This is a genomic window from Massilia litorea (assembly GCF_015101885.1).
GTDB lineage: Bacteria > Pseudomonadota > Gammaproteobacteria > Burkholderiales > Burkholderiaceae_D > Telluria > Telluria litorea.
Genome location: NZ_CP062941.1, coordinates 2,957,998 through 2,975,717 on the forward strand (window position 1 = coordinate 2,957,998; position 17,720 = coordinate 2,975,717).

General features: G+C 62.5%; 17 protein-coding genes and 1 tRNA gene. 17 read left to right on the forward strand and 1 reads right to left on the reverse strand.

Translation table 11 applies throughout. The features are described from left to right. Positions 1-8: 8 nt before the first annotated feature. Positions 9-1,382, reverse strand: a complete 1,374-nt coding sequence (locus tag LPB04_RS13250) for an SGNH/GDSL hydrolase family protein (RefSeq protein ID WP_193685039.1) — start codon at positions 1,380-1,382, stop codon at positions 9-11. Between the two features lie 280 nt (positions 1,383-1,662). Here LPB04_RS13250 and LPB04_RS13255 point away from each other — a divergent pair, with 280 nt between their 5' ends. From LPB04_RS13255 to LPB04_RS13335, 17 genes are all read left to right on the forward strand, one after another. Continuing rightward, positions 1,663-2,643, forward strand: coding sequence for an NAD(P)H-quinone oxidoreductase (locus tag LPB04_RS13255; RefSeq protein ID WP_193685040.1), 981 nt, complete (start codon positions 1,663-1,665; stop codon positions 2,641-2,643). Between the two features lie 106 nt (positions 2,644-2,749). Further along, entirely contained in the window at positions 2,750-3,496 is a 747-nt protein-coding gene (gene tpiA / locus LPB04_RS13260) for a triose-phosphate isomerase (protein ID WP_193685041.1), read from the forward strand. Positions 3,497-3,548: 52 nt separating this feature from the next. Beyond that, entirely contained in the window at positions 3,549-4,016 is a 468-nt protein-coding gene (gene secG / locus LPB04_RS13265; RefSeq protein WP_193685042.1) for a preprotein translocase subunit SecG, read from the forward strand. Positions 4,017-4,265: 249 nt separating this feature from the next. Further along, positions 4,266-4,350: transfer RNA gene (locus tag LPB04_RS13270), tRNA-Leu, on the forward strand. A 242-nt stretch (positions 4,351-4,592) separates the two neighbouring features. Beyond that, the gene (locus tag LPB04_RS13275; protein ID WP_193688989.1) at positions 4,593-4,952 is read left to right on the forward strand and encodes an NADH-quinone oxidoreductase subunit A; all 360 of its coding nucleotides are present in this window, start codon (positions 4,593-4,595) and stop codon (positions 4,950-4,952) included. Between the two features lie 3 nt (positions 4,953-4,955). Beyond that, positions 4,956-5,435 carry a NuoB/complex I 20 kDa subunit family protein gene (locus tag LPB04_RS13280; protein ID WP_056333529.1) on the forward strand — a complete coding sequence of 160 codons (480 nt, stop codon included), beginning with the start codon at positions 4,956-4,958 and terminating at the stop codon, positions 5,433-5,435. A 16-nt stretch (positions 5,436-5,451) separates the two neighbouring features. Next, a complete protein-coding gene (locus LPB04_RS13285; RefSeq protein ID WP_193685043.1) occupies positions 5,452-6,045 on the forward strand; it encodes an NADH-quinone oxidoreductase subunit C in 594 nt (197 codons plus the stop codon). Then, on the forward strand, positions 6,045-7,298 hold the full coding sequence (locus LPB04_RS13290; RefSeq protein WP_193685044.1) for an NADH-quinone oxidoreductase subunit D: 1,254 nt from the start codon (positions 6,045-6,047) through the stop codon (positions 7,296-7,298). Before LPB04_RS13285 ends, LPB04_RS13290 begins: the two co-directional genes overlap by 1 nt. Before the next feature lie 20 nt (positions 7,299-7,318). Next, the gene (gene nuoE, locus LPB04_RS13295; RefSeq protein ID WP_193685045.1) at positions 7,319-7,807 is read left to right on the forward strand and encodes an NADH-quinone oxidoreductase subunit NuoE; all 489 of its coding nucleotides are present in this window, start codon (positions 7,319-7,321) and stop codon (positions 7,805-7,807) included. Beyond that, positions 7,804-9,099, forward strand: a complete 1,296-nt coding sequence (gene nuoF / locus LPB04_RS13300) for an NADH-quinone oxidoreductase subunit NuoF (protein WP_193685046.1) — start codon at positions 7,804-7,806, stop codon at positions 9,097-9,099. Before nuoE ends, nuoF begins: the two co-directional genes overlap by 4 nt. A gap of 21 nt (positions 9,100-9,120) precedes the next feature. Then, a complete protein-coding gene (nuoG, locus tag LPB04_RS13305) occupies positions 9,121-11,457 on the forward strand; it encodes an NADH-quinone oxidoreductase subunit NuoG (RefSeq protein ID WP_193685047.1) in 2,337 nt (778 codons plus the stop codon). Then, entirely contained in the window at positions 11,457-12,542 is a 1,086-nt protein-coding gene (nuoH, locus tag LPB04_RS13310) for an NADH-quinone oxidoreductase subunit NuoH (protein WP_193685048.1), read from the forward strand. Before nuoG ends, nuoH begins: the two co-directional genes overlap by 1 nt. Positions 12,543-12,556: 14 nt before the next feature. Continuing rightward, a complete protein-coding gene (gene nuoI, locus LPB04_RS13315) occupies positions 12,557-13,045 on the forward strand; it encodes an NADH-quinone oxidoreductase subunit NuoI (RefSeq protein WP_193685049.1) in 489 nt (162 codons plus the stop codon). Positions 13,046-13,066: 21 nt separating this feature from the next. Continuing rightward, on the forward strand, positions 13,067-13,732 hold the full coding sequence (locus LPB04_RS13320) for an NADH-quinone oxidoreductase subunit J (protein WP_193685050.1): 666 nt from the start codon (positions 13,067-13,069) through the stop codon (positions 13,730-13,732). Further along, positions 13,729-14,037, forward strand: a complete 309-nt coding sequence (nuoK, locus tag LPB04_RS13325) for an NADH-quinone oxidoreductase subunit NuoK (RefSeq protein ID WP_056333562.1) — start codon at positions 13,729-13,731, stop codon at positions 14,035-14,037. The genes LPB04_RS13320 and nuoK overlap by 4 nt, the downstream gene beginning before the upstream one ends. A gap of 36 nt (positions 14,038-14,073) precedes the next feature. Continuing rightward, positions 14,074-16,185: an NADH-quinone oxidoreductase subunit L gene (gene nuoL, locus LPB04_RS13330; RefSeq protein ID WP_193685051.1), complete on the forward strand. Its 2,112-nt coding sequence runs from the start codon at positions 14,074-14,076 to the stop codon at positions 16,183-16,185. 22 nt (positions 16,186-16,207) lie between these two features. Beyond that, positions 16,208-17,710 carry an NADH-quinone oxidoreductase subunit M gene (locus LPB04_RS13335; RefSeq protein ID WP_193685052.1) on the forward strand — a complete coding sequence of 501 codons (1,503 nt, stop codon included), beginning with the start codon at positions 16,208-16,210 and terminating at the stop codon, positions 17,708-17,710. The last annotated feature ends 10 nt before the right edge of the window (positions 17,711-17,720 follow it).

Here is a 17,720-nt window from a genome sequence, read left to right on the forward strand (position 1 = left end):
CGCACACCTCACTCGACGGTGGCAGCAGACTTCTTCTGCGCCGCCTTCACCCCCGCAGTCCCCAGCGACCGGAACAGCGTCAGCGGCACCGCATTGCCCATCGCCTGGTAGCCCAGGTCGTTCGGGTGCAGGTGATCCCCGCTGTCATAGGCCGGCAGGAAGCGGGTCGGGCGCGACGGATCGCGCGTGGCGAGGTCGAAGTCGATCACGCCGTCGAACTCGTCGCTCGAACGGATCCAGTTGTTCAGCGCCGCGCGCACGACTTCCTTCTCGGGCGAGTAGTAGCCCGCACCTTCGAAGGGCGTCAGGGTGGCGCCGAACACGGCGATACCCCTGGCGTGGGCGCGTGCGATGACCTGGCGGTAGCCGGCGATCAGGTCGGCCGCGGGAATCGGATTGGTGGCCGGGCTGTTGCCGATGTCGTTAATGCCGATCATCAGTGTCATGTAGCGCACGCCGGCGGTGGCCAGCACGTCGCGATCAAAACGCTCGAGGATGCCGCGGCCCGACAGCAGGTTGGCCGGGTTGATGCTCAGCAGGCGGTTGCCGCTGATGCCGCGGTTGACCACGCCCAGGCGGCCGTTGACCCCAAGCACCGGATCGCGCACGGTCTGCAGGCGGCGGGCCAGCCAGTCGGGCCAGCGGTTATTGGTGTCGATCGTGCTGCGGGTGCCGTCCGTGATCGAGTCGCCCAGGGCCACGATCGAGGGGCCGGCGCTGTCGACGTCGACCTCGGTCAGGAATGGCCAGAAGGTGATCGTGCGCTGCACGGGCAGGGTGGCGGCTGCGGTGAAATTGCCCGGCAGCGAGACGTAGTTCGTTTGGGAGGCAATGTTGTGGATCGTGTTCGCCTCGGCCGTGCCCGGCAGGTAGAGGCTGATCGCGAGGTCGGCCAGCGCCGGCACGTTGAGTTCGACCGGATCGGACAGGACCGGGGCGCCGGCCGGAATCGTGATCGAGGCATTGCCGCTGAAGGTGAGGGCGCGGTCGGTGCCGGGCGCGACGTCGGAACCGGTGGCGCGCAGGCCGATCCGGGCGGCGCCGACTGTCAAGGGCGTGGTGCCGAACTCGTTGGACACGCGAATGCGCACGCGGTTGCCGCCGATGCTGGTGTGGACGATCAGGCGCACCGTCTGGTCGGTGAAGGTCTGCAGGCTGGTGGAAGGCGGTGGGCCGGCCGGGGCCGCGCCCCAGGTGCCGGTCCAGTGCTCGGTCGTCCAGTCCTGGGCCCGGACCTGGTGGCAGGGCAGGGCGAGGGCGATGGCCAGCGCAACGCCGCCCAGCAGCATGCCTCGGCGCGGCCGGTTGGCGGGCGTGGGACGAGAAAAGGCGGCAGCGGAGCGGCGGGCAAAATCGGACAGGGCAGCAGACATCGAATGCATGGTCGTGCTCCTTCGGTGGTTGGCAGGAACAACTCATTGCTGAGTACGCGTCCTCCAATCTATGCGGCCGGGGTAGGGCAGGCAAGGTGGTCACGGACGAGTTCGTTGTGCTAGCTCTACAGTTCCCCAAAAAGCTGATGCGTCAAAGAATTTGTTTGCGTTTGAGCACAGGAATTCTCAATAAAGTCTCCGCAAAGCAACAAATCAGGAACTGAGTGCGTCACAAACGGGCTCGGTGGCGCTGACGTACAATTGTTGTTTTCTCAAGGGAGAGCGGACCATGCGTGCAATCGAAATCACCCAGCCGGGCAAGCCGGAAGTCCTGCAGCTGTGCGAGCGCCCGACGCCGCAATTGAAGGCGGGCGAAGTCCTGATCAAGGTGCATGCCGCCGGCATCAACCGGCCCGACGTGTTCCAGCGGCTCGGCCAGTATCCGGTGCCGCCTGGAGCGTCCGACCTGCCGGGACTGGAAGTGGCGGGCGAGATCGTCGACGGCGACCTCGGCGACAGCGGTTTCGCGAAGGGCGACATGGTCTGCGCGCTGGTGCAGGGCGGCGGCTATGCCGAGTATTGCGCAGCGCCTTTGGCGCAATGCCTGCCGGTGCCTGCCGGTTTGAGCATGGTCGAAGCCGCTTCCTTGCCGGAGACCTTCTTCACCGTCTGGTCCAATGTGTTCGACCGCGCGGGCCTGAGCGAAGGCGAGACGCTGCTGGTGCAGGGCGGAACCTCCGGCATCGGCGTCACCGCGATCCAGCTCGCCACGGCAATGGGGCACTGCGTGTTCGCCACCGCCGGCAGCGCCGACAAATGCCGCGCCTGCGAAGAACTCGGCGCCGAGCGCGGGATCAATTATCGGGACGAGGATTTCGTTGCGGTCGTCAAGGAGCTGACCGGCGGCAAAGGCGTCGACGTGGTGCTCGACATGGTCGCCGGCGATTATGTCGGACGCGAGATCGATTGCCTGGCGGACGATGGGCGCATTGCGATCATTGCGCTGCTGGGTGGAGCGAAGGCGAATGTGGATCTGTCGCAGGTGCTGCGGCGCCGCCTGACGATCAGCGGGTCGACCTTGCGGCCGCGGCCGGTGGCATTCAAGGGGGCGATTGCGCAGAAGTTGCGCGAGCGGGTGTGGCCGCTGCTGGAGCAGGGGAAGATCAAGCCGGTGATCTATAAGGTATTCCCGTTGGCGCAGGCGGCAGCGGCGCATACCTTGATGGAGTCGAGCACGCACGTCGGGAAGATCGTGTTGCAGGTAGTGTAGGGCGGGGACGATTCCATTGACGTCTTTTCAATACGCGAGCCCAGCCATTGTTTGACCGACCCCTGAACGGCAGCTAGAATAGCGGGTTATTTGACTGTGGGGTAATATGCGTCCCAAACTCGTCGTAGGTAACTGGAAGATGAACGGCAGCCGCGCGAATAACGCGACGCTGCTCGCTGGAATTGTCGAGGGACTCGGCAACGGCAAGGCAAACGCCGCCGTCTGCGTGCCCGCACCGTATCTGCAGCAATGCGCCGATACGCTCGCCGGCAGCAAGCTGGCCTGGGGTGCGCAGGATGTGTCGATCCACGCCAGCGGTGCCTACACGGGTGAAGTCGCCGCCTCGATGCTGGTCGATTTCGCCTGCCGCTATGTGATCGTCGGCCACTCGGAACGCCGCGCCTACCACGGCGAAACGGACCAGCAGGTGGCGCAGAAGGCGCTGGCGGCACTGAACGCCGGCCTGACCCCGATCGTGTGCGTGGGCGAGACGCTCGCGCAGCGCGAAGCGGAACAGACGAATGCAGTGGTCGGCAAGCAGTTGTCGGCCGTGCTGGAACTGCTGGACGGCGATGCCGTGGAGCGGATCGTGGTTGCCTACGAACCGGTCTGGGCGATCGGCACGGGCAAGACGGCAACGCCGGCGATGGCGCAGGAAGTGCATGCGCAACTGCGCGGCCAGCTGCGCGAGCGCAGCGCGGGTGCGGCGGAGAAGGTCGCGATCCTGTACGGCGGCAGCATGAAGCCGGACAATGCGCAGGAATTGATGTCGCAGGCCGATATCGATGGCGGCCTGATCGGTGGTGCGGCGCTGAAGGCGGCGGACTTCCTCGCCATCATTCACGCGGCATAAGCGGCGCAGAATTCAGAATTTGCAACGTAGTTAAACTTGGAATGGAACTGTAATGAACGTGTTGTTCAATCTTGTGGTTGTCGTGCAGGTCATCTCGGCGCTGGCCATCATCGGCCTGGTGCTGCTGCAGCACGGTAAGGGCGCCGACATGGGCGCCGCCTTCGGTTCCGGCGCATCGGGCAGCCTGTTCGGCGCCAGCGGTTCGTCGAACTTCCTGTCGAAATCGACCGCGGTCGCCGCAGCCATCTTCTTCGCCGCGACCCTGTCGCTGGCCTACATGGGCAACAACCGTACGCCTGGCGCAGCGCCAAGCGGCGGCGTGATGGAGCGCATGGCGGCACCGGCCAAGGGTGTTCCGGCAACCACGACGCCACCGGCCGATGCGCCTGCGCCGACCGCGGGTGTTCCTGCCGCGCCGACGGCCGACGTGCCGCCGGGCCCTGCCGAGACCGTGCCTGCCACCGTATCGCCGGCACCGGCCCCGCAGCCGACCCCGGCTGCTCCGGCAACGCAGAAGTAATCGTCGTTAAGTTTGTTTGCGCGAGCGGGCTCTTCGAGCCGCTTGCGCGGGCGGTCGCAAGATCGCCGTTCCCTTGAACTGCCCCAGCCGCGCCGCGACCTCGGCGCTGGTCTGGATCTTGAACTGCTTTCGCCCCGCCTTTCGACAGGCTAGTGAAAGAAAGTTTGAGAAATTCCCTGTTTTTTCTTGCGATGCATCAATTTGAGCATTGAAAAAAGGTGCTAAAGCAGGGTAGAATACTGGTCTCCAGCCGACGTGGTGAAATTGGTAGACACGCTATCTTGAGGGGGTAGTGGCGCAAGCTGTGCGAGTTCGAGTCTCGCCGTCGGCACCAAGATACAGAAAAAGCCAGCAAGGGCAAACGAGCAATTGCTCTCATGCCTGAGCTGGCTTTTTTACGAGGATCAGTCGTACGGTCCTGGTGGCAGGCTAAGTCCTTGGCCGGAAATGCATGTGAGTTTTGCCAGCCAAAAACACATTTATTTACGGGCAAGTGCTTTACAGCCAGGATTGCGCGATACGGCGCTGCAGGCATGCAGTGGTTTCATTAACGCGATCGTTCAAATAGGCTCCATCGTGAACCTCGAAAATTACTTCCCCGTTCTTCTCTTCATCCTGATCGGCGTCGGTGTCGGCGTTGCTCCCCAGGTGCTCGGCTATCTGCTCGGGCCACAGCGCCCTGACGCTGCCAAGCTCTCCCCATATGAATGCGGCTTCGAAGCCTTTGAAGACGCGCGCATGAAATTCGACGTCCGGTACTATCTGGTCGCGATTCTCTTTATTTTGTTTGATCTGGAAACGGCATTCTTCTTCCCATGGGGCGTCTCCATGCGTGAACTGGGCTGGGCCGGCTTCGTCACGATGATGGTGTTTATCGCCGAATTCATCGTCGGCTTCTGGTACATCTGGAAGAAAGGTGCCCTTGATTGGGAATAAGCCATGGCTATTCATGAAGGCGTTCTAAACGAAGGTTTCATTACCACCACAGCCGATAAGCTGATCAACTGGGCACGCACCGGGTCGATGTTCCCGATGACGTTCGGCCTGGCCTGCTGCGCGGTCGAGATGATGCATGTGGGCGCAGCCCGCTATGACCTCGACCGCTTCGGCATTGTGTTCCGTCCATCGCCGCGCCAGTCAGACGTGATGATCGTCGCCGGCACGCTGTGCAACAAGATGGCGCCGGCGCTGCGCAAGGTCTACGACCAGATGGCCGAGCCGCGCTGGGTCATTTCGATGGGTTCCTGCGCCAACGGCGGCGGCTACTACCACTACTCGTACTCGGTGGTGCGCGGTTGCGACCGCATTGTGCCGGTCGACGTCTACGTGCCGGGCTGCCCGCCGACGGCTGAAGCTCTGCTGTACGGAATCATGCAGCTGCAGAACAAGATCAAGCGCACCAACACCATCGCGCGTTAACACTGCCGGATTCACCATGACGACAAAACTCGAAGTCCTCCAGCTCGCCCTGGAAAAAGCACTGGGCGAGGGCGCCGCCATTTCGGCCGCGCTCGGCGAAGTGACCGTGGTGGTCAAGGCCGCCGACTACATCAAGGCGATGCAGACCCTGCGCGACGATCCGACCCTCGCATTCGAAGAAATGATCGACCTCTGCGGCGTCGATTATTCCCAGTATGGCGAAGGCACGTATGACGGCCCGCGCTATGCAGTCACCACCCACCTGCTGTCGCTGGCGAACAACTGGCGCGTGCGCGTGCGCGTGTTCTGCCCTGACGACGAAATGCCGATCGTGGAATCGATTACCCCGATCTGGCGCGCCGCCAACTGGTACGAGCGCGAAGCCTTCGACCTGTTCGGCATCCTGTTCGACGGTCACGGCGACCTGCGCCGCATCCTGACCGACTACGGCTTCATCGGCCACCCGTTCCGCAAGGACTTCCCGATTTCGGGCTATGTCGAAATGCGCTACGACCCCGAGCAGAAGCGCGTGATCTACCAACCCGTGACGATCGAGCCGCGTGAAAACATTCCGCGCGTGATCCGCGAAGAAACCTACGGGATGAAATAATGGCTGAGCTTAAGAATTACACCCTGAACTTTGGTCCGCAGCACCCGGCAGCGCACGGCGTGCTGCGCCTGGTGCTGGAACTCGACGGCGAAGTGATCCAGCGCGCCGACCCGCACATCGGCCTGCTGCACCGCGGCACCGAGAAGCTGGCCGAGACCCGCACCTACCTGCAGTCGGTTCCGTACATGGACCGCCTCGACTACGTGTCGATGATGTGCAACGAGCACGGCTACGTCCTCGCCGTCGAGAAGCTGCTCGGCGTCGAAGCGCCGATCCGTGCGCAATACATCCGCGTCATGTTCGACGAGATCACGCGCCTGCTGAACCACCTGATGTGGCTGGGCGCGCATGCGCTCGACATCGGTGCGATGGGTCCTTTCCTGTACGCCTTCCGCGACCGTGAAGACCTGTTCGACGTCTACGAGGCGGTGTCGGGCGCGCGCATGCACGCGGCCTACTACCGCCCGGGCGGCGTGTACCGCGACCTGCCGGACTTCATGCCGAAGCACAAGGAATCGATCATCCGCTCGAAGAAAGCGATCGACGCGCTGAACGAAGACCGCCAGGGTTCGGTGCTCGATTTCATCGAGTCGTTTACCAAGCGTTTCGACGGCTATGTCGACGAATACGAAACCCTGCTGACCGACAACCGTATCTGGAAACAGCGTACGGTCGGCATCGGCGTCGTCTCGCCGGAAGATGCGAAAGCGATGGGCTTCACCGGCGCCATGCTGCGCGGTTCGGGCGTGGCCTGGGACCTGCGCAAGACCCAGCCTTATGCCGTCTACGACAAGCTCGACTTCGACATCCCGGTCGGCACCAACGGCGACTCCTACGACCGCTACCTGGTCCGCATGGAAGAGATGCGCCAGTCGAACCGCATCATCAAGCAGTGCATTACCTGGCTGCGCGCGAACCAGGGTCCGGTGATGATCGACAACCACAAGATCGTCCCGCCTGCGCGCGAAGAGATGAAGTCGAACATGGAATCGCTGATCCACCACTTCAAGCTGTTCACCGAAGGCTTCCACGTCCCGCCGGGCGAGGCCTATGCCGCGGTCGAGCACCCGAAGGGCGAGTTCGGCATTTATATCGTTTCCGACGGCGCCAACAAGCCGTACCGCCTGAAGATCCGCACGCCCGACTATGCACACCTGCAGAGCCTGGACGAGATGGCACGCGGACACATGATCGCCGACGCCGTCACGATCATCGGTACCCAAGACATCGTTTTCGGCTCCATTGACCGATAAGTCCACAAGGCAGAAAGATTATGTTGTTATCCGAGCAGTGCTATAAAAAAATCGATCGCGAGTTGGCCAAGTACCCGGCCGACCAGCGCCAGTCGGCCGTGATGGCCGCGCTGGCCCACGCCCAGGTCGAACTGGGCTGGCTGTCGCCCGACACCATGCAGGAAGTCGCCGATTACATCGGCATGCCGGCCATCGCCGTGCAGGAAGTGGCGACCTTCTACAACATGTACAACACCCGCCCGGTCGGCAAGCACAAGATCACCGTGTGCACCAACCTGCCGTGCGCGCTGTCCGGTGGCGAGCGCGCTGCGCACCACCTGATGCAAAAACTCGGCGTCGAGTTCCGCGGCACCACCGAAGACGGCCAGTTCACCGTGCTGGAAGGCGAGTGCATGGGCGCCTGCGGCGACGCGCCGGTCATGCTGGTGAATAACCACCGCATGTGCTCGTTCATGAGCAACGAGAAAATCGACGCCCTGGTGGATGAACTGAAGGAAGCGAAGCAATGACCAGCCTGCACGACCGTCACATCAATCCGCTGATCCTGAAGGATCTGAACGGCGAAAACTGGCACCTCGAAGACTACGTCAAGCGCGGCGGCTATTCCGCACTGCGCCGTATCCTCGAGGGCGGCATCACGCAAGAGCAGGTCATCGCCGACCTGAAGGCCTCGGGCCTGCGCGGCCGCGGCGGCGCCGGTTTCCCGACCGGCCTGAAGTGGAGCTTCATGCCGCGCCAGTTCCCTGGCCAGAAATACCTCGTCTGCAACACCGACGAAGGCGAGCCGGGCACGTTCAAGGACCGCGACATCATCCGCTACAACCCGCATGCGCTGATCGAAGGCATGGCCATCGGCGCCTACGCGATGGGCATCACCGTGGGCTACAACTACATCCACGGCGAGATCTTCCAGGAATACCTGCGCTTCGAGGAAGCGCTGGAAGAGGCGCGTGCCGCCGGCTTCCTGGGCGACAAGATCATGGGCAGCGAATTCAATTTCCAGCTGCACGCGGCCCACGGCTACGGCGCCTACATCTGCGGCGAAGAAACCGCATTGCTCGAGTCGCTCGAAGGTAAAAAGGGTCAGCCGCGCTTCAAGCCGCCTTTCCCGGCCTCGTTCGGCCTGTACGGCAAGCCGACCACGATCAACAACACCGAGACCTTCGCGGCCGTGCCGTTCATCATGAACGTCGGCCCCGAGAACTACATGGGCATGGGCAAGCCGAACAACGGCGGCACCAAGATCTTCTCGATCTCGGGCGACGTCGAGCGTCCGGGCAACTACGAGATCCCGCTGGGCACCCCGTTCGCCAAGCTCCTCGAGCTGGCCGGCGGTATGCGCGGCGGCAAGAAGATCAAGGCCGTGATTCCAGGCGGTTCGTCGGCACCGGTGATCCGCGGCGAAGTCATGATGGAAACGGACATGGACTACGACTCGATCGCGAAAGCGGGATCGATGCTGGGTTCGGGCGCCGTCATCGTCATGGACGAAACGCGCTGCATGGTCAAGTCGCTGCTGCGCCTGTCCTACTTCTACTACGAAGAATCCTGCGGCCAGTGCACGCCTTGCCGTGAAGGCACGGGCTGGCTGTACCGCATGGTCCACCGCATCGAAAACGGCCAGGGCCGCCCGGAAGACATCGAGCTGCTCAACAATGTCGCGTTCAACATCAAGGGCCGCACCATCTGCGCACTCGGCGAAGCCGCCGCGATGCCGGTGGAAGCCATGATCAAGAACTTCCGTGAGGAATTCATTCATCACATCGAGCACAAGCAATGCTTGGTGCCCGCATACCTTTAAGCCAGGTCAGGTAACGATCAAATGGTTGAAATTGAATTAGACGGCAAAAAAGTCGAAGTCGCACCAGGTTCCATGGTGATGGACGCCGCAAACAAACTCGGGACCTATATCCCGCACTTCTGCTATCACAAGAAATTGTCGATCGCAGCGAACTGCCGCATGTGCCTCGTGGAAGTCGAGAAGGCACCGAAGCCGATGCCTGCCTGCGCCACGCCTGTGTCGCCGGGCATGATCGTGCGCACCCACAGCGACAAGGCTGTGGCGGCGCAGAAGTCGGTGATGGAGTTCCTCCTGATTAACCACCCGCTCGATTGCCCGATCTGCGACCAGGGCGGCGAGTGCCAGCTGCAGGACCTGGCTGTCGGTTACGGCAAGGGCGAATCGCGCTACAACGAAGAAAAGCGCGTCGTGACCCCGAAAGAGGCCGGTCCGCTGATCTCGATGGAAGAGATGAGCCGCTGCATCCAGTGCACCCGTTGCGTGCGTTTCGGCCAGGAAGTGGCCGGCGTCATGGAATTCGGCATGCTGGGCCGCGGCGAGCACTCGGAAATCACGACCTTCGTCGGCAAGACCGTCGACTCTGAAGTGTCGGGCAACATGATTGACCTGTGCCCGGTCGGCGCACTGACCTCGAAGCCTTTCCGTTATTCCGCACGTCCGTGGGAACTGCAGCGCCGCAAGTCGGTCTCGCCGCACGACTCGCTCGGTACCAACCTGATCGTTCAGGTCAAGGGCGGCAAAGTCATGCGCGTGCTGCCGCTGGAAAACGAGAACATCAACGAATGCTGGCTGTCGGACAAGGACCGCTTCTCGTATGAAGCCCTGGACAATGCGGACCGCCTGATCAATCCGATGATCAAGCAGGGCGGTGTGTGGCAGGAAACCGATTGGCAGACGGCGCTGGAATACGTGGCCCACGGCCTGCGCAACATTCGCCACGAGCACGGTGCGGACAGCATCGCGGCCGTTGCGACCGCGCACTCGACCGTCGAAGAACTGTTCCTGCTGAACAAAGCCATGCGCGGCTTCGGCGTCAACGCCGTCGACTTCCGCCTGCGCCAGAGCGATTTCGCCCTGGACGGTTCCGTCACCCCATGGCTGGGCATGCCGATCGCCGAGCTGTCGACCCTGAAGCGCGCCTTCGTCATCGGTTCCTTCCTGCGCAAGGACCACCCGCTGGTCGCGACCCGCCTGCGTACCGCCGTCAAGGCCGGCGCCAAGCTGTCGATCCTGCACGGTTCGGACGAGGACAACCTGATCCCGACCGCGAACAAACTGATCGCCGCGCCGACCGACTGGCTGGCCGTGCTGTCGGAAGTCGTGGCCGCCGTGGCCGCCGCCAAGAACGTCGCGGCGCCAAGCGGCTTCGAGAACGTACAGGCAGGCGACGTGGCGAAAGCCATCGCCGCTTCGCTGGTTGCCATCGACGGCGACCTGCCGGGCGCCGTGCTGCTGGGTAACGCCGCATCGCACCACCCGCAGGCATCGCAGATCCACGCCGCTGCGCAATGGATCGCCAATGCCGTCGGCGCCAAATTCGGCTCCTTCGTCGAAGCGGCGAACACGGTCGGCGGCTACCTGGTGGGCGCCACCAGCAATGTCGACCTGTTCAGCGTACCGAAGAAAGCTTATGTATTGCTTAACGCCGAGCCGGAACTGGACGCTGCGAATCCGCAGCAGGCAGTCGCCGCATTGGCCGGTGCCGAGATGGTCGTCGCCATGTCGCCGTTCAAGCATGGCATGGACTACGCCGACGTGCTGCTGCCGATCTCGCCGTTCAGCGAGACCGCCGGTACCTTCGTGAACTGCGAAGGCCGTGCACAGAGCTTCAACGGTACCGTGAAACCGCTGGGCGAGACCCGTCCGGCCTGGAAAGTGCTGCGCGTGCTGGGCAACCTGCTCGGCCTGCAAGGTTTTGACTACGACACCGCCGAATCGATTCGCGACGAAGCGCTGGGCAAGGGTGTGACCGATCTGTCGGGCAAGCTGAACAACGTGGCCAAGCTGGCCCCGTCGGCGGCTTCGCGCTCGGAAGAGTCGGGTTCGCTCCAGCGCCTGGCCGACGTGCCGATCTATTTCGCCGACGCCATCGCGCGCCGTTCGGAACCGCTGCTGCGTACGGCCGACGGCCAGCAGCCGCTGGCTCGCCTGCCGAAGGCACTGGCTGAAAAGCTGGGCGTGGTCGCCGGCGACGTCGTCAAGGTCACGCAAGGCAATGGCAGCGCGCTGCTGGTCGCCGACATCGACGCCCGCCTGCCGGCGAACGTCGTGCGTGTCGCCGCCGCGCATCCGGCCACCGCTAGTCTAGGCGCGATGTTCGGCGCCATCACCGTTGAAAAAGCAGGGGAGGGCAAGTAATGGCAACGCCCGGTTTTATCGATAATTTCTACACGCTCGGCGCGACCAGCCCGATCGCACCGGTCTGGCCTGTCATCTGGACCGTGATCAAGATCCTGTGCGTGCTGCTGCCGCTGATGGGCCTGGTCGCTTACGCCACCCTGTGGGAACGTAAGCTGATCGGCTGGATCCAGATCCGCGTCGGTCCGAACCGCGTGGGTCCGCTGGGCCTGCTGCAGCCGATCGCCGACGCCTTGAAGCTGCTGCTCAAGGAGATCGTGATCCCGGCGAAAGCCACCACCAAGCTGTTCGTGCTGGGCCCGATCATGACGATCATGCCGGCGCTGGCCGCCTGGTCGGTCGTGCCTTTCGGCCCGGACGCCGCGCTGGCCAACGTCAACGCAGGCCTGCTGCTGCTGCTGGCGATCACCTCGATCGAAGTCTACGGCATCATCATCGCCGGCTGGTCTTCGAACTCGAAGTACTCGTTCATGGGCGCCATGCGCGCCTCGGCCCAGATGATTTCGTATGAAATCCCGATGGGTTTCGTGATGGTCGTGGTGCTGATGGTCTCGGGCAGCCTGAATTTCTCGGACATCGTCGCCGGCCAGGCCGTCGGCATGGCTGCGAGTCACGGTCTGAACCTGTTCTCGTGGAACTGGCTGCCGCTGCTGCCGCTGTTCGTCATCTATTTCGTCTCGGGCCTGGCCGAATGCAACCGCCATCCGTTCGACGTGGTGGAAGGCGAGTCGGAGATCGTCGCCGGCCACATGGTCGAGTACTCGGGCATGTCCTACGCGATGTTCATGCTGGCCGAATACGCCAACATGATCCTGATCGCGACCCTGGCATCGATCATGTTCCTGGGCGGCTGGCACGCACCGTTCGCGATCCTGGAATTCGGCGGCACCTTCGGCGGCTTCTTCTGGCTGTTCGTGAAGATGTTCCTGCTGGTCTCGATGATGGTCTGGGTCCGCGGCACCTTCCCGCGTTACCGCTATGACCAGATCATGCGCCTGGGCTGGAAAGTCTTCATTCCAATCACGCTGGTCTGGCTGGTGCTCGTCGCCGGCGTCATGCAGACGTCCTGGAATATCTGGAAGTAAGGAAGCGCATTCAAATGAACCGAATTAAAGAAATCCTCGGCAGCCTGATGCTGTCCGAACTGTTCAAGGGTCTGGCCCTGACGGGCAAGTACGCCCTGTCGCGCAAGATCACGGTGCAGTATCCGGAAGAAAAGACGCCGATGTCGAACCGCTTCCGCGGCCTGCACGCGCTGCGCCGCTACCCGAACGGGGAAGAGCGCTGCATCGCCTGCAAACTGTGCGAAGCGGTGTGCCCGGCCATGGCCATCACGATCGAGTCGGCGCAGCGCGAAGACGGCACCCGCCGTACCACGCGCTACGACATCGACCTGACCAAGTGCATCTTCTGCGGCTTCTGCGAAGAGTCCTGCCCGGTCGACTCGATCGTCGAGACCCACGTGCTGGAATACCACGGCGAAAAGCGCGGCGATCTCTATTACACCAAAGAGATGCTGCTGGCCGTGGGCGACCGTTACGAAGCCGACATCGCTGCCGCCCGCGCGGCCGACGCCAAGTACCGTTAACAAGAAAAGGTACCCTCAGTCATGCAATTCACAACTGTGTTGTTCTACGTCTTTGCGGCCGTAATGGTGCTGTCCGCGCTCCGCGTCATCACTGCGAAGAACCCGGTGCACGCCGCGCTGTTCCTCGTGCTCGCCTTCTTCAACGCCGCCGGCATCTGGCTGCTGCTGAAGGCCGAGTTCCTCTCCATCGTGCTGGTGCTGGTCTATGTCGGCGCCGTCATGGTGCTGTTCCTGTTCGTCGTCATGATGCTCGACATTAATATCGACCGCATGCGCGAAGGCTTCCTCGGCTACCTGCCGCTGGCCCTGCTGATCGGCGCCGTGGTCGTCATCGAAATGGCGCTGGTGCTGTGGAACGGCTACAGCGGCTTTGTCCAGACGCCGGAAGCGGCCGCGCTGAACATCGGCGGCACGAAAGAGCTGGGTCGCCTGATCTACACCAAATACATCTACGGCTTCGAGATCGCCGCCGTGATCCTGCTGGTGGGTATCATCGCCGCCGTCTCGCTGACCCTGCGCAAGCGCAAGGACAGCAAGGCCATCGACCCGGGCGCCGCCGTGCGCGTCCAGCGTAACGACCGCCTGCGCATCGTCAAGATGGAGTCGGTGAACCAGCGCGCCATCGACGAGGCATCCGTTGCAGCCGCGGCTGCAGCCTCGGCGCAGAACAAGGAGCAGAACTCGTGACTTTATCGCTCGCACACTACCTGGTCCTGGGCGCGATCCTGTTCGCGATCTCGATCGTCGGTATCTTCCTGAACCGGAAGAACATCATCATCCTGCTGATGGCCATCGAACTGATGCTGCTGGCGGTGAACCTGAACTTCATCGCCTTCTCGCATTACCTCGGTGATGCGGCGGGCCAGATCTTCGTGTTCTTCATTTTGACCGTCGCGGCCGCCGAATCGGCGATCGGCCTGGCGATCCTGGTGGTCCTGTTCCGTAACCTGGACACGATCAATGTGGAAGACCTCGACAGCCTCAAGGGCTGATCGGTCTCGGCTAAACAATAACGATTAAGGTTCAACATGGCGGGGCAACTCTCTTCCTCACTCTTACTTGCGGTGCCGCTGGCGCCGCTGGCGGGATCGGCAATCGCCGGCCTGCTGGGTACCAAGTTCCTGGGTAACGTGGTCGGACGCAAGGTGTCGCATACGGCGACCATCCTGGGCGTGGCGATCGCACTGGTCATCTCCGTGATGACGCTGATGGCAGTACTGGACGGCGCCACCTTCAACCAGGATATCTACACCTGGATGCAGGTCGGCACCATCAAGCTGGCGGTCGGCTTCCAGATCGACGCGCTGTCGGCAATGATGATGTGCGTGGTGACCTCGGTCTCCCTGATGGTGCACATCTACACGATCGGCTACATGGCGGAAGACGACGGCTACAACCGCTTCTTCTCGTACATCTCGCTGTTCACCTTCGCGATGCTGATGCTGGTCATGTCGAACAACTTCCTGCAGCTGTTCTTCGGCTGGGAAGCGGTGGGCCTGGTGTCGTATCTGCTGATCGGCTTCTGGTACACCCGTCCGACCGCGATCTTCGCCAACATGAAGGCCTTCCTGGTCAACCGCGTCGGCGACTTCGGCTTCATCCTCGGTATCGGCCTGCTGCTGGCCGCCTCGGGCACGATGCACTACGGCGAAACCTTCGCCCAGGCCGAGAAGCTGGTCGGCATGACGGTGCCCGGCATCGGCTGGCCGCTGCTGACCGCCGCCTGCATCTGCCTGTTCATCGGCGCGATGGGCAAGTCGGCGCAGTTCCCGCTGCACGTCTGGCTGCCTGACTCGATGGAAGGCCCGACCCCGATCTCGGCACTGATCCACGCCGCGACGATGGTTACCGCCGGCATCTTCATGGTGGCGCGCATGTCGCCGCTGTTCGAGCTGTCGGACGGCGCACTCTCGTTCGTCATCGTCATTGGCGCCATCACCGCGCTGTTCATGGGCTTCCTGGGCATCATCCAGAACGACATCAAGCGCGTCGTGGCTTACTCGACGCTGTCGCAGCTGGGCTACATGACCGTCGCCCTGGGCGCCTCGGCCTACTCGGTCGCCGTGTTCCACCTGATGACCCACGCATTCTTCAAGGCACTGCTGTTCCTGGGCGCCGGTTCGGTCATCATCGGCATGCACCACGACCAGGACATGCGCAACATGGGCGGCCTGCGCAAGTACATGCCGATCACCTGGATCACTTCGCTGCTTGGCTCGCTGGCCCTGATCGGTACCCCGTTCTTCGCCGGTTTCTATTCGAAGGACTCGATCATCGAAGCGGTGCACGCGTCGAACATCCCGGGTGCGCACTTCGCCTACTTCGCCGTGCTGGCTGGCGTCTTCGTCACCGCCTTCTACTCCTTCCGCATGTACTTCCTGGTGTTCCACGGGGAAGAGCGTTTCGGCAAGGCGCATGCTCACGACCATCATGACCACCATGCACACGATGCGCACGCCCATGACAAGCATGGCCATGGCATCGAAGATCCGCTGGCTGGCCACGATTCGGAGCCGCAGCACGAGGAAGACCACGGCCACCACGGCCTGGCCCCGGGCCAGAAGCCGCACGAGTCGCCATGGGTCGTGACCCTGCCGCTGGTGCTGCTGGCGATCCCGTCGGTGATCATCGGTTTCCTGGCCATCGGTCCGATGCTGCATGGCGACTTCTTCAAGGGCGTCATCACGGTCGGCGAAAACCACCCTGCGATGGAAGTCCTGCGTGAAGAATTCCACGGCGCGGTCGGCATGGCCACCCACGGCCTGACCTCGGCTCCGTTCTGGCTGGCCCTGGCCGGCGTGGTCCTGGCCTACTACTGCTACATGGTCAACCCGCGCGTTCCTGCCTGGTTCTACAACAAGTTCAAGTTCCTGCACACGCTGCTGGACAACAAGTACTACATGGACAAGTTCAACCAGGCCGTGTTTGCCGGCGGCGCCCGCGCCGTCGGTACCGGACTGTGGCAGGCGGGCGACCGCGCGCTGATCGATGGCCTGCTGGTCAACGGTTCGGCCAAGCTGGTCGGCTGGTTCTCGCTGATGACCCGCACCTTCCAGACTGGTTACATCTATCACTACGCGTTTGTGATGATCGTCGGCATCATGGCGACCCTGGTGTATTTCTTCCCGTTCTGGCGCTAATCACAGGCAAAGAAAAAGACAAATGATGCAGTCCACGATCTCTACATTTCCTCCTTACCTGAGCCTGGCAATCTGGCTCCCGGTCCTGTTCGGCGTGCTCGTGCTCGCCGTGGGGCGCGACAAGAACCCGGGCTTTGCCCGCATGCTGTCGCTGGTCGGCGCGGTCGTCAGCTTCCTGCCGACGATTCCGCTGATCACGCACTTCGACAATGCCGCCCACGGCATGCAGTTCTATGAAGTCACGCCCTGGATCGGCGCCTTCAACATCTTCTACCGTCTCGGTGTCGACGGCCTGTCGCTGTGGTTCATTCCGCTGACGGCCTTCATCAACATCATCGTCATCGTGGCGGCATGGGAAGTGATCCAGGAACGCGTTTCCCAGTACATGGGTTCCTTCCTGCTGCTGTCGGGCCTGATGATCGGCGTGTTCGCTTCGCTCGACGGCCTGCTGTTCTACTTCTTCTTCGAAGCGACCCTGATCCCGATGTTCATCATCATCGGCGTCTTCGGTGGCCCGAACCGCGTGTACGCGGCGTTTAAATTCTTCCTGTACACGTTCTTCGGCTCGCTGCTGACCCTGGTCGCGATCATCTACCTGTACAACGTCTCGGGCACCTTCGACATCCAGAAATGGCACATGCAGCCGCTGGGCATGAAGGAACAGATCCTGATCTTCATCGCCTTCTTCATGGCCTTCGCCGTGAAGGTGCCGATGTGGCCGGTGCACACCTGGCTGCCGGATGCCCACGTGGAAGCGCCGACCGGCGGTTCCGTCGTGCTGGCCGCGATCATGCTGAAGCTGGGTGCCTACGGTTTCCTGCGTTTTTCGCTGCCGATCACCCCGGACGCCTCGCACTACCTGGCGCCGGTCGTCATCGCGCTGTCGCTGATCGCCGTGATCTACATCGGCCTCGTCGCGCTGGTCCAGAAGGACATGAAGAAGCTGGTCGCCTATTCGTCGATCGCCCACATGGGCTTCGTCACCCTCGGCTTCTTCATCTTCAACGAGATGGGCGTGCAGGGCGGCCTGATGCAGTCGATCTCGCACGGCTTCGTGTCGGGCGCGATGTTCCTGTGCATTGGCGTGCTCTACGACCGCATGCACTCGCGTGAAATCGCCGACTACGGCGGGGTCGTCAACACGATGCCGAAGTTCGCCGCCTTTGCCGTGCTGTTCTCGATGGCGAATGCCGGCCTGCCGGCCACCTCGGGCTTCATCGGCGAATTCATGGTCATCCTGGCTTCGGTGCAGTTCAACTTCTGGACCGGCCTGGCATCGGGCACCGCGCTGATCCTGGGCGCCGCCTACTCGCTGTGGATGGTCAAGCGCGTCGTGTTCGGTCCGATCGGCAACAAGCACGTCGCCGAACTGGTCGACCTGAACAAGCGCGAATTCGCGATCCTGGCGGTGCTGGCAATCGCCACGCTGTACATGGGCCTGTATCCGGCGCCGATTGCCGAGACCCTGCAAACTTCGGTGGCCGATCTGCTGCAGCATGTGTCCGTCAGCAAGCTGCCACACTAAATCGAACTCA